10 protein-coding genes are annotated in these 13,127 nt (G+C 52.4%); 1 reads left to right on the top strand and 9 read right to left on the bottom strand.

Annotation, left to right across the window (positions count from 1 at the left end):
- Nucleotide 1: 1 nt before the first annotated feature.
- From glgC to JXQ85_RS02455, 5 genes are read right to left on the bottom strand one after another with little or no spacing between them, the layout of a single operon-like run.
- A complete protein-coding gene (gene glgC, locus JXQ85_RS02475; RefSeq protein ID WP_421747266.1) occupies nt 2-1,261 on the bottom strand; it encodes a glucose-1-phosphate adenylyltransferase in 1,260 nt (419 codons plus the stop codon).
- A 29-nt stretch (nt 1,262-1,290) separates the two neighbouring features.
- Nucleotides 1,291-3,507: a 1,4-alpha-glucan branching protein GlgB gene (gene glgB, locus JXQ85_RS02470; RefSeq protein WP_421747265.1), complete on the bottom strand. Its 2,217-nt coding sequence runs from the start codon at nt 3,505-3,507 to the stop codon at nt 1,291-1,293.
- An 11-nt stretch (nt 3,508-3,518) separates the two neighbouring features.
- Nucleotides 3,519-5,918: a glycogen/starch/alpha-glucan phosphorylase gene (locus JXQ85_RS02465; protein ID WP_421747264.1), complete on the bottom strand. Its 2,400-nt coding sequence runs from the start codon at nt 5,916-5,918 to the stop codon at nt 3,519-3,521.
- Between the two features lie 34 nt (nt 5,919-5,952).
- Nucleotides 5,953-7,017, bottom strand: coding sequence for a class II fructose-bisphosphate aldolase (gene fba / locus JXQ85_RS02460; RefSeq protein ID WP_421747263.1), 1,065 nt, complete (start codon nt 7,015-7,017; stop codon nt 5,953-5,955).
- 35 nt (nt 7,018-7,052) lie between these two features.
- Nucleotides 7,053-8,063: a class 1 fructose-bisphosphatase gene (locus tag JXQ85_RS02455; protein WP_421747262.1), complete on the bottom strand. Its 1,011-nt coding sequence runs from the start codon at nt 8,061-8,063 to the stop codon at nt 7,053-7,055.
- A 277-nt stretch (nt 8,064-8,340) separates the two neighbouring features.
- On the opposite strand from JXQ85_RS02455, the gene JXQ85_RS02450 reads away from it, so the two are divergent.
- A complete protein-coding gene (locus JXQ85_RS02450; protein WP_421747261.1) occupies nt 8,341-9,147 on the top strand; it encodes a DeoR/GlpR family DNA-binding transcription regulator in 807 nt (268 codons plus the stop codon).
- A gap of 77 nt (nt 9,148-9,224) precedes the next feature.
- Here JXQ85_RS02450 and JXQ85_RS02445 read toward each other — a convergent pair whose 3' ends face one another.
- The 4 genes from JXQ85_RS02445 to JXQ85_RS02430 are packed head-to-tail and all read right to left on the bottom strand — an operon-like array spanning nt 9,225 to nt 13,097.
- The gene (locus JXQ85_RS02445; protein ID WP_421747260.1) at nt 9,225-10,226 is read right to left on the bottom strand and encodes a TRAP transporter substrate-binding protein; all 1,002 of its coding nucleotides are present in this window, start codon (nt 10,224-10,226) and stop codon (nt 9,225-9,227) included.
- Between the two features lie 50 nt (nt 10,227-10,276).
- On the bottom strand, nt 10,277-11,596 hold the full coding sequence (locus JXQ85_RS02440) for a TRAP transporter large permease (protein ID WP_421747259.1): 1,320 nt from the start codon (nt 11,594-11,596) through the stop codon (nt 10,277-10,279).
- Complete coding sequence (locus JXQ85_RS02435; RefSeq protein WP_421747258.1) at nt 11,593-12,135, bottom strand: TRAP transporter small permease; 543 nt, start codon at nt 12,133-12,135, stop codon at nt 11,593-11,595. The genes JXQ85_RS02440 and JXQ85_RS02435 overlap by 4 nt, the downstream gene beginning before the upstream one ends.
- A 41-nt stretch (nt 12,136-12,176) precedes the next feature.
- On the bottom strand, nt 12,177-13,097 hold the full coding sequence (locus JXQ85_RS02430; protein ID WP_421747257.1) for an SMP-30/gluconolactonase/LRE family protein: 921 nt from the start codon (nt 13,095-13,097) through the stop codon (nt 12,177-12,179).
- Nucleotides 13,098-13,127: the final 30 nt, after the last annotated feature.

Raw genomic sequence — 13,127 nt, 5'->3', positions numbered from 1 at the left:
GTTACTTTTCCAGTTTGTCGATCATCGCTTGGGTGATGAGGCAGATGCCGTTGTCCGTCCGACGGAAACGTTTCGCATCCAGCTCCGGGTCTTCGCCAACGATCAGCCCCGGAGGAATGTTCACACCGCGATCCAGCACAACATTCTTCAGGAATGCGCGACGCCCTACTGTGGAATATGGCATGGCCACCACGCCTTCGAGCTGCGCAAACGAGTGAGTTTTCACACCGGTGAAAAGCAAGCAGCGATAGAGCGATGAACCCGAAATAATGCAGCCACCGGATACCATGGAGGAGACAGCCTGACCTCTACGACCTTCTTCGTTGTGAATGAACTTTGCCGGAGGCGTCAGCTCTGAATAAGTCCAGATTGGCCAGTCGTTGGCATAGATATCCAGTTCAGGGGTGAAATCCGTCAGGTCGATATTAGCCTGCCAAAAGGCATCAATCGTTCCCACATCGCGCCAGTATGGTTCGGGCTCAAGCCCCGACATTACACAAGAGCGGCTGAACGGATGCGCGTAGGCGCTACCTTCGGCCACAATCTGCGGGATGATGTCATGACCAAAGTCATGGCTGGAGTCTGGATCAACCGCATCTTTTTCCAGAAGTTCATAAAGGTATTCGGCCTCAAAAACATAGATACCCATGCTGGCCAGGGATTTCTCCGGATTGTCCGGCATTGCAGGCGGGTCGGCTGGTTTTTCAACGAACTCAAGGATCTTGTCCTTGCCATCAACGGCCATCACACCAAAGCCTTTGGCTTCTTCGCGCGGCACTTCGATACAGCCAACTGTGACTTTCGCACCAGATCGCACGTGCTCTTCGATCATCACAGAATAGTCTTGTTTATAGATATGGTCGCCCGCGAGGATGAGGATGTATTTCGGACCATAGCCACGCAGAACGCTGATGTTCTGGGTTACGGCATCTGCGGTGCCTTTGTACCAGTTGTCTTCGTTCAGCTGCTGAGAGGCTGGGAGAATATCCAAGGATTCATTGCGCTCGGCACGAAAGAAGCTCCAACCGCGCTGAATATGGCGGATCAAGCTGTGCGCTTTATATTGCGTCGCCACACCAATCCGGCGGATGCCGGAATTCACAGCGTTGGACAAGGCAAAGTCGATGATCCGTGCCTTGCCGCCAAAATACATGGCGGGTTTTGCGCGAATATCCGTCATCTCTTTCAGGCGGCTCCCCCGGCCTCCTGCCAATACAAACGCCATGGTTTGCTGCGTGACGCGTCTGTCAACTTTCTTCATGAATTCCTCCTCCAGAATGGGCATGAGACTCAAATCTCGTTTGAGAGCTCAAAAAAGACGGTGGCCAGAGGGGGCACCGTAATTTCAATTGAATATGGGCGGCCATGTTCGCTGACCGATTGGGCGTGAACGCCGCCCATGTTGCCTTGATTGCTGCCACCGTAGCGTTCTGCATCGGTGTTCAGGCATTCTTTCCAGAAGCCTGCCTTTGGCACGCCAAGGCGGAATGAGCGGTGCAAGACCGGGGTGAAGTTGGTCACAACCAAAATCGGGCTTTCACCCTCTTCTCCGTATCGCACCCAGCTAAAGACGGATGCTTCGGCGTTGCCGCCGTCAATCCACTCAAATCCGCGGGCATTGCTATCAAGCTGGTGGAGCGCAGGTTTTGTGCGATAAAGCGTGTTCAAATCGCGCACCAGTGTTTGCACACCCGCATGGCTTGGCGCATCTAGCAGATGCCAATCCAAGCTGCTTTCATTGTTCCATTCATCCCGCTGCGCAAACTCGCACCCCATAAACAACAGCTTCTTGCCGGGGTGCCCCCACATAAAGCCGTAATAGGCGCGAACGTTCGCAAACTGCTGCCAGTCATCCCCCGGCATGCGAGACAAGATAGAGCCTTTGCCATGCACCACTTCATCGTGGCTTAAAGGCAGCACGAAGTTTTCAGAAAACGCGTAATGCAGGCCAAAAGTGATCTGATCATGGTGATATTTGCGATGCACAGGATCTTTGCCGATGTAGTCCAGTGTGTCGTTCATCCAGCCCATGTTCCACTTGAACCCAAAGCCCAGACCACCGGCATCCGTTGGACCAGACACCATTGGGAAGGATGTGGATTCCTCAGCGATGGTCATGACACCGTCATAGTAGCCATAGACGGATTCATTCATGCGCTGTAAAAGCGCGATCGCCTCAAGGTTCTCGCGGCCGCCAAACTCATTTGGCACCCATTCCCCTTCATCGCGCGAATAGTCGCGATACAGCATGGAGGCCACTGCATCCACGCGCAGACCATCGATATGGTATTCTTCCATCCAGAATTTCGCGTTTGAAACGAGGAAGTTATGAACTTCCGCGCGACCAAAATTATAGACAAAGGTATTCCAATCCGGGTGGAAGCCTTCTTTGGGATCGGCATGTTCATAAAGTGCAGAGCCATCAAACTGACCCAACCCATGCGCATCACTTGGGAAGTGACCAGGTACCCAATCAAGGATCATGCCAAGGCCTGCAGCGTGGCAGGCTTCAACCAAAGCGCGGAACTGATTTGGGTCGCCAAAGCGCGCAGTCGGTGCAAACAACCCGACAGGCTGATAACCCCATGATCCGCCGAACGGGTATTCGGAAATCGGCAATAGCTCGATATGAGTGAACCCCATGTCGCGCGCGTAATTGACCAACTGTGTGGCCATTTCCTCATAAGACAGGCTGCGCCCGTTCTCATCAGGCACGCGTCGCCAGCTTTCCAGATGCACTTCATAGATTGAGATCGGTTTGTCATGCCGCTGCGCTTCGGCGCGGGTGGTCATCCAGGCTTGATCTTTCCAATCATAGCCAGACAGATCGCGCACCACAGAGGCGGTTTTCGGCGGGCACTCCGACCCAAAGCCAACCGGATCAGCCTTTTCAGGCAATAGGTTTCCGTGTTGATCGAGCAATTCATATTTATAGGTAGTTCCATCGCCCAAACCTGGGATGAAGATTTCAAAAATCCCAGTGCCACCACGACGACGCATCGGCGTACGGCGGCCATCCCAGCCGTTGAAATCACCAACAATGGAGGCCCGGGTGGCGTTTGGAGCCCAGACCGCGAAATGCGTGCCTGATACGCCTTCATGTTCGAGCACATGGGCACCAAGCGCTTTCCAAACCGCGCCATGAGAGCCTTCCGCCAGAAGGTATTCATCCATTTCCCCGATCACGGGGCCAAAGGCGAACGGATCATGTTGCTCCCAAACTTGATCCCCCTGAGACAGGCGTAGGACATAGGCGAAGCGGTTTTTGCGCCGAGGGATCACACCAATAAACAGCCCGTCGGTGTGGTCTTGGCGAGTCAGGCTGGCCAATTTGCGATTGGTCTTTGCATCTAGAACATCGACAGCATCAGCTTCTGGGTGAACCGTACGGACAACCAATTTGCCGTCCACATTATGCAGCCCCAAGGCCGCGAAAGGATCACCGTGGCGACCATCCGCCAAGGCCTGAGCTTCTTCGATCTGCAAAGATCCAACCTGATGTCCCACGGTGTGCCTCCTTATGACCGATTAAGGCTTTTTGCGCCCCAGATATCCTTGGCATAGCCTTGGATCGTCCGGTCTGAGGAGAACCACCCCATCTTCGCAGTGTTGATCAGAGCTTTCGACGTCCACTCGCGCTGGTTCAGATAGGTCGCATCCACCTTACGCTGCGTGTCGTAGTAGTCGTCAAAATCGCAGGTCACGAGGAAGTAGTCGTGATCATAAAGATTGCCGACAAGGCCATGATAGCGGCTTGGATCGCCCGGGCAGAAAACGCCCGAAGCAATCTGTCCCAAAACGCGTGCCAAACGCGGGCTTGCTTCAATCGCAGCTCGGGCATAGCCGTGGTGCTGGCGACGCTCCATGACTTCATGCGCTGTCAGGCCAAAGAGGAAGAAGTTCTCCGCACCAACATGTTCGCGGATTTCTACGTTGGCACCGTCAAGTGTGCCGATGGTCAGCGCACCGTTCAGGGCAAACTTCATGTTGCCTGTGCCAGATGCCTCTTTACCAGCTGTCGAAATCTGCTCTGACAGATCCGCCGCCGGAATCAACTTTTCAGCCATCGAAACGTTGTAGTTTGGCGGGAAGACAACCTTTAAATATTTGCTTGTCACCGGATCATTGTTGATGGTGTGCGCCACATCGTTGATCAGCTGAATGATCTCTTTCGCAACCACATAACCCGGTGCAGCTTTACCGCCAAAAATCTTCACGCGCGGGGTCCAGTTGGCATCTGGATTTTCGTGGATTGCATTCCAAAGCGCTATCGTCTCCAGAATATTCATGTGCTGGCGTTTGTATTCGTGAATACGTTTGATCTGCACGTCAAACATCGCCTGAGGATCAACCTCAACGCCAGTGGTTTCCTTCAGCCAGTTGGAAAGCGCTGCCTTGTTCTGCGTCTTCGCATCCTGGAACTTTTCCAAGAAAGCGGAGTCATCAGACAGCTTGGTCAATGCCTCCAACTGCTCTAGGTCAGACACCCAACCCTCGCCAATTTCGCTGTTGATCAGTTTCCGCAGCGGGGCATTACAGTTATAGAGCCAGCGACGCGGGGTGATCCCATTGGTCTGGTTGATAATCCGATCCGGGTGGATTTTATGCAGGTCCGCAAAGACGGTTTCCTTGACCAATTCAGAGTGCAGCGCCGACACGCCATTGACGCGATGCGCCATGATAAAGGCCAGCTCGCCCATGTTCACGTTGCCATGGTCCAGAATACGAGGGGAGCCCGGATACTTCTCCTGATGGTCGGCATCAATGGCGCGCACGATGTCCATGTGGCGCGGCAGAACACGACCGAAAAGCCATTCATTCCAACGCTCTAGCGCTTCAGGCAGCAAAGTGTGGTTGGTGTAACCCATACATTGACGCGTGATGTCGATAGCCTCATCCATTTCCAGACCGTGTTCATCCAAAAGAATACGGATCAGCTCTGGCGCAGCGATCGCTGGGTGTGTGTCGTTCAGCTGAATAGCCACGTGATCCGGCAATTTGCGGATATCATCATGTTCAGACAGGAAGCGGCGGATCAGGTCCATGATCGATGCGGCCGTGAAGAAGTATTCCTGCTTAAGGCGCAGCTCTTTTCCGGCTTCGGTGGTGTCATCTGGATAAAGCACGCGCGAAATGGTTCGTGCCAAAGCTTCAGACCGGCTCGCTGCCAGATAGTCACCACGGTTAAAGCTTGCGAGGTCGAAGTGATGGACCGCAGTCGCAGACCAAAGGCGCAACGTATTTCCCCATTCCGCTTTCCACCCGATGACCGGCGTATCAAAGGCACGCGCATTTACGCGCTCATGCGGGTACCAAACGGCCTTGCCATCTGGATATTCCACATGGCCACCAAAGCAGATTTCATAAGACACTTCTGGGCGTTCAAACTCCCAAACGTGTTTTTGTGAAAGCCAACTTTCCGCTGTCTCAACCTGACGACCTTCCACAAAGTCCTGTTCAAACAGACCATGTTCGTAACGAATGCCATAGCCATAGGCCGGGATGCCAAGGGTGGCCAAAGAGTCCATGAAACAGGCCGCCAGTCGTCCCAAACCGCCGTTACCCAACGCCGCATCAGGTTCATCTTGAACTACTTGATCATAGTCCAGACCCAAAGCTTCCAACGCCGTGCGTGTGGCGTCTTCGAGACCGGCATTAATTACCATGTCTTCGGTCAAACGGCCGATCAGAAACTCCATCGACAGGTAATAGACGCGCTTTCCTTTTTGCGCATAAGTCGCGCGGGTGCTGTCAAACCATGCATCAACCAAGCGGTCACGAATGGCCAAAGACATCGCCATGCGCCAATCGTAAAGGGATGCATGGTTTTCATCCTTCCCCAGATCATACCGGAGATGGCGGATGATATCAGCTGTCAGAGAATCCATATAAAATTGACCTGGTTTTTCTTGTGTCATTCCAAGACCTATCGTTTGTCGCCGTTTCTACAGCTCAGTTAACCTGAGCCATCAGGCTACCGGATTCATAGCGCTTGGCCATATCAGAAAGCGGGATTGGTTTAATTTTGTTCGCTTGGCCTGCACTTCCGAAGCGTTCAAAGCGATCCTTACAAACCTCGGACATGGCTTCGATGCCTGGCGCAAGGTATTTACGCGGATCAAACTCACCCCGTTTTGTCCAAAGAAGCTTGCGGATCGCACCTGTCAAAGCGAGGCGCAGGTCAGTATCGATGTTCACTTTCCGCACACCGTGTTTGATGCCAACCTCGATTTCTTCAACCGGGACACCCCAAGTTGGTGCAATCTCACCGCCATATTCGTTGACGATGTCCTGCAGTTCCTGTGGCACAGAAGACGAGCCATGCATCACAAGGTGCGTATCAGGGAGTTTTTTGTGAATTTTCTTCAAGGCGCCCATCGCCAAAATGTCACCATCTGGCTTGCGGGTGAACTTGTAAGCACCATGCGAGGTGCCGATGGCAACTGCCAGCGCATCAACATTGGTGCGTTTCACAAATTCGGCGGCTTCATCAGCGTCGGTCACCAACATGTCCATGGTCATTTCGCCATCAAAGCCGTGGCCATCTTCGGCCTCGCCTTTGCCGGTCTCCAATGAACCAAGGTGGCCTAACTCGCCTTCGATGGATGCGCCGACAAGGTGAGACATCTCTGACACCTTAGCGGTCACACCAACGTTGTATTCAAAGTCAGACGGTGTTTTGCCGTCTGCTTCAAGCGAGCCATCCATCATCACAGATGAAAATCCATTCATCAACGCAGACAGGCAGGTCTGGGGCGAGTTGCCGTGGTCCTGGTGCATACAGATTGGCAGATGTGGATACATCTCAATTGCCGCTTTAATCAGATGGCCTAGAACAATGTCGTTTGCAAACTGCCGCGCGCCGCGGCTCGCCTGCATAATCACAGGGCTGCCCACGGCATCCGCTGCCTTCATGATGGCCAACATCTGTTCCATGTTGTTAACGTTAAATGCCGGCAAGCCGTAACCGTGTTCCGCCGCATGATCCAGCAGCTGGCGCAATGAAATAAGTGCCATTTGGGATGTCCTCTTTGTTTCGCCGTTCGCCGAGATCAGGCGTTTTCTTTATAGTAGCTATCGATCAGGTCGACCTCTGAGGCACTGCCCAGAATGACCGAAACCCGTTGGTGGTGAGATGTTGGTTCAACGTCCAGAATGCGCTCAATTCCAGTGGACGCCTTGCCACCTGCTTGCTCGACAATGAATCCCATCGGGTTGGCCTCATAAAGAAGACGCAACTTGCCGCCCATGTCCGCGTTGCCTGTATCTTTTGGGTAAAGGAAGATGCCGCCTCGCATCAGGATGCGATGCACTTCGGCCACCATGGATGCAGTCCAACGCATATTGAATGTTTTGCCGCGCGGACCATCTTTGCCTTCAAGACATTCTTCGACATAACGCGTGATCGACGCGTCCCATTTTTTAAAGCGCGATGCGTTGATCGCAAACTCTTCGGTCTCTTCTGGCAGGCGCATATCCGGGAACGTTAGGTTAAACTCACCTGTGCCGATCTTGTGGGTGAAGCCATTTACGCCGTGACCTGTTGTCAGGATCAGAGACGTCGATGGACCATATAGGCTGTAGCCAGCGCAAACCTGTTTCGCACCTGAGAACAACACCGCTTCATTGCTGAGCTCGGTGATGTCTTCAGCCAGTTCAACGATTGAGAAGATGGATCCAACCGACAGGTTCACGTTCAAATTCGAAGATCCGTCCAAAGGATCGAAATAGACCAAATAGTCTCCTGCCTTTGGCGCGTCCTTGAGCCAGATGACATCGTCAATCTCTTCAGAAACCAGCGCCGCGACGCGCGCGCAATTCGGGCAGTGCTTGATGAAAATATCATTGGCGATGACATCAAGTTGCTTCTGAGTTTCGCCCTGCACGTTGGATGTTTCGGTCGCGCCCAGAATATTAAGGAACGCCCCATTTCGAATTTGATGCGCGATGGTGCGGCAAGAGGTTGCGATATCCTCTATCAACAGGACCATATCCTGTTCAACACGTCCCTGGCGTTGCTCAGCCAAAAGGAACTGACGCAATGTCTGACTGTCAGAACTCATAATTTTTCCTCCCATCGCGCTTCCGCGTCATCGTTTAATCCGAACAAAAAGCTACATATCGCGCCTAATTTCTCGGTTTTCTGCATATTGAATCAAAAACTCGATTCTTTTCTGCTCGATTTGATCCACAAAAGAGCATATTCGCGCATACATGTCAACAATACGAGCACAAACGAGCACCCTTTATAGACAATGCATTCGCTTTTTCGCTGGAGGTTTTCGCGAAAACCGCTAAATTGGAACCGAAACGAGCAAAACCGAGCAAGGGATTACTCTTATGGAACATGGCGACCGATTGACCGGCGGAATGCGAAAAGCACAGATTCTTGAAATCACGCGTCAAGACGGGCGCGTCACCGTGGAAGGCCTTGCCCAGCACTTTGACGTAACAGTTCATACCATTCGCCGTGACCTATCTGATCTCGCTGATAGTGGGCACGTTGAACGCGTCCATGGGGGTGCAGTGATCGCGGATGGATCGACCAATATCGACTACGTTCAGCGTCAACAGCTGAACGCAACCGGCAAACAAGCAATTGCAAAAGCCTGCGCCGCCGCCATTCCTCACAAAGTCAGCGTGTTTATCAACATTGGCACTACCACTGAAGCTGTCGCACGCGAGTTGTTGAACCACAGAGATCTGATTGTTGTGACCAACAGCTTGAACACGGCCAATATCCTTTCCGCCAATCCGAACATTGATATTGTAGTCGCCGGTGGATCGTTGCGCCGAGCAGACGGCGGGCTTTTGGGAAATTTGACCACCCAAGTCGTCGATTTTTTCAAGTTCGATTACGCGGTCATCAGTTGTGCTGGCATTGATGCAGACGGGGAACTCTTGGATTTCGATCTGCAAGAGGTTCATGCCACGCAAGCCATTATTTCGCGCTCGCGTTCGACCTTTGTGGTCGCTGACAATTCCAAGATCATGCGAACTGCCCCTGGGCGAATTGGCTCAGTCCAAGACATCGATACGCTATTCACTGACGCCGCACTGCCTGAAACCTTGCTTGAAAACTGGGCGGAGTACGATTTGAAAGTGGAAGTTTCTGAACAACCTAACTCACTTCGCAGCATGAACTAAGGCGCTTCCAAGCAACCATCTGTTCAAACGTAAAAAAGGCGGCACAAGTGCCGCCTTTTCTTCTTTACGATCGCTAATTAGCTTACGCCTGCGATTTCCTTCAGACGGTCCATGACTTCGTCACCAACCAGCTCGTTGCCAAGCTCTTGCCATACTGGCTTCATTGCTTCCGCCCAAACAGCACGCTGCTCTTCCGTCAGATAATGAACACCAACACCTTCGCTTGCGATAAACTCAGCTGCAGCACCGTTGATTTCAACGTTCTTCGCCATGTTCCACTCAGTCGCCGCTGTCAGAGCTGCATTGATCTCTGTTTTTTCAGCCGCTGGGATACCATCCCACCACTGCTTGTTCGCGCCAACCAGGTAGAACGAGTACTGGTGGTCAGTCATCGTGATGTGATCAACAAACTGGTATGTGGAAGACCCACGCCATGAGTTTGGCGTCACTTCCCCACCATCGATAACACCCTGCTGCAAAGCAGTTGGGGCTTCAGACCAGTTGATACCCACTGGGTTAGCACCAATGGCTTCCCAAGTTTTTACGAAAATCGGAGCAGACTGAACACGAACCTTCAGGCCTTCTGCATCGGTTGGCAGCAGGATTGGCTTTTGCGCTTTATAGCCCAGATCACGTGGACCGTTCATCCAAACCGCAACAACCTCGATATTCTGGTTGTTCAGGCCTGGCATGATCGCGTCACGTACAACAGGATCCGCAACTGCAGCCTGAATTTTCTCAGGCGTGTTAAGCAGGAACGGCAGCTGCAAAGCCGCAACTTTTGGATTTACAGAGCTGTAAATACCCGCAGTTGGGGAGATAATGTGCGTGCCACCCAGTTGCAGGCCCTGGATCTGGGACTGCTGATCAAACAGCGTGCCACCGTGGTGCATTTCCACGTCGATTTTATCACCCAGACGCTCTTCCAGTTGAGCGACCAGATAGTCAAAGGTCTGCCCTTTCAGACCCTTGTTGTTGTTGTCGTTCGACATAATCATTTTGACTTCTGCCGATGCTGCAGTTGCTGCAACAGCAACTGCCAGTGCCGCGGTAACGGTCTTTGCGTGTTTAAGGAACATATCTTCTCCTCCAGTTTATGTTTTCAACACTTGAGTAGTTTGTATTCTCGTCACTGCGTCAGACCAGGTAGGTACAAAGACAGTGGCGGGAAGAAGGTGACAATCATCAAGGTGATGATCGTTGCGATCATCCAAGGCAGGGTCGCCTTGAAGACGGATAGAACAGGCAATCCAGAGATCGAGCTTGCAACGAAGAGGTTGATACCAACCGGTGGTGTGATCAGGCCGAGTTCGATGTTCACAACCATGATGATCGCAAAGTGAACCGGGTCGATGCCCAAACTCTCGGCTGCTGGAACCAACAGTGGAGAGAAGATCAGGATGGTTGGAACGCCTTCGAGGAAGAAGCCTACAATCACCAACAGGACGTTCACGCAGAGCAGGAAGACAATCGGGGACACGTTCATGTCGAGTACGAATTGAGCCATTGCCGCTGGAACACCGATTTTCGTCAGGAAGAAGCCGAAGAGCAGCGCGTTTGCCGTGATCCAGAAGATCATACCGACACGTGGGCCTGTTTCAGCGGTCACCTTCAGAAGCTCACGGAAAGTCAACTCACGGTAGATGAAGAAACCTATGAACATCGCTAGTACAGCCGAGATCGCAGCCGCTTCGGTTGGTGTAAAGATCGCACCGCCGTCATAGTACATGCCAAACAGGCTGAACTCTGGGAAACCATAGATGCCGATCACGATAAAGGCGGGTAGCGATAGAGCAGGAATACTTGACGCAAAAGCAGAGCGCATTTCTTTGCGGCTGGCTTTTTCTCGCACTTGGATCCCCTCTTTGACTGCCAAAAAACGCGCAGTGAAGAGAAGAAGTGCACCGTATAGGAGCCCTGGAATGATACCGGCCAAGAACAATGCAGGAATCGATGTCTCGGTCACAAAGCCATAGAGGATCAAAGGAATGGATGGCGGGATCAGAATACCAATGGAACCTGACGTCGCCAAAGCACCGATTGCGTAGTTATCAGAATAGCCTTCCTTCTTCAGCGATGGGTATAGGATGTTCCCGACAGCTGCCACGGTCGCCGGGCTTGAACCAGAAATCGCTGCAAAAAAGATGCAGGTCAGAACCGTCGTCATGCCAAGGCCAGCACGCAAGTGACCGACTAGGGATTGCGCAAAAGCGACAAGACGTTGCACCAGACCGCCACGCTCCATCAGTCCTGCTGCGAGGAAGAAGAACGGGATCGCCATCAAGGTAAAGTGGTTCAGGTTCGCGAAGAATTTTTGCCCAACAATTCCGTCTGCAATCGGGGAAAACAGCATGGAACTGATAAGCGCAGAACCGCCAAGAGCGACAGCGATTGGCGCGCCAATAACGATGAGGCCAAAGAAGGCCAGGACAAGGGTTAGGACGATCATTCTACAATGCCCTTTTTGTATTTCGCGCCGATGTGGTCGCGGTATTGATCTTCAGGAGACAAAGCGTCGGGTCGATAAAACAGTGTGTAAATCAGCAGCCCATAACGAATTGTCATAAGTACGGTGATCACTGGGATGATCAAGAATGGGTAGACCAACTTGATACCCAGCTCAGGGTGCAACGCATTGATTAAGTTTAGGAAATTGGCGTAGAATACGGAATCTATCAGCACATAGGCTGACAGAAGGAAAGCAGCACCCAGGGCACAGAAATTCAAAATTGCGCGTACCTTCGGTGACACGAGAGTAGGCAAAAGATCGACCCTAGGATGGAACCCGTCGCGCACCGCGCGCACTGCACCAAATAGCATGGCCCAGATCAAAGCAGTCACGAGCCCTGCCTCCAACCAGTGGATACCGGTATTGAAAAGATATCTCAGGACAACCTGCAACGTCGCCATGATCAAGCCAGCCAAGAACAGGGCCACCATGATCCAATCTTCTATGACGCATAACACGCTATCAAACTTCTTAAGCATTTTTCCCTCCCAAACGGCCAACCCCCAACGGCTGGCCGGTATTACATGTGTGCGAACATCTTCTTCCCTGCGAAGGGCAGTTCAACCCGAAGGATCGAAGAGCTTTCAGCCTCAGTGATATAGAGGTGACGTCCTTCCGTTCCTCCGAAGGCGCAATTGGCAGTTAAGATCCCTTTTGGAGACCGGATGCGATACATCGGTTCACCCAGACGAGACATCACCCAAATTGTTCCAAGGCCCATGTGACCAATGATCAATTCGCCACCTTCCCCCAGAGCCAGACCGTCAGGACCAGCCAGCCCACCAGAGAGCTGGATGAAAGTGCCCGATTTGATGACGGTCCGACTTCCGGGAAGGAACCTGATGCGCCATACGGCATTCATGCGCGTAACGGCGAGATAAAGCTGAGTTTCGTTTTCGTTCAGTACCAAGCCATTTGGGCTCGGGATGTTGTCGATCAGACACTCCAGTTCACCACCTTCACGAAGGCAGAACAGTCTGCCATGTGCCGACTGCAATCCGCTTTGCCCCTGATCGGTAAAATATAGGTCGCCGTTCGATGCAAAATGCAGGTCGTTCAAACCGTGGAACCGTTCCAGAGCGGGCCGCGTCAAGTAAGGCTCAACAGTGCCACTCACGGGGTCCATCACCATTATACCATGTGCGTGGTCGGCAATGAAAATGCGGCCATCTTTGTGGATTTTCAGGCCGTTTGGCTCACCATCATAGTCTGCGGCAACAGAAAACTGACCCTCTGGATCACAGCGCAGGATACGGCCATGACAAATGTCCACACAATAGAGATTGCCGTCGCGGTCAAAGGACGGACCTTCCAAGAAGGCCCGGAAATTCTTGCCAGGATGTTGAACATTACCCCACTCAGAACCGCTTTTAGGCGCCAGCTCCTCAGGAACTTGGGCAAAGACCTCAGCGGTTAAATCTTCTGGTGGGGCAAAGAACATTGGCAGACTCACATTGCTTTTTAACGATGA

It is taken from the genome of Cognatishimia sp., assembly GCF_049116455.1.
Classification (GTDB): domain Bacteria; phylum Pseudomonadota; class Alphaproteobacteria; order Rhodobacterales; family Rhodobacteraceae; genus Cognatishimia.
This window is presented reverse-complemented; position numbering and strand designations above follow the sequence as displayed.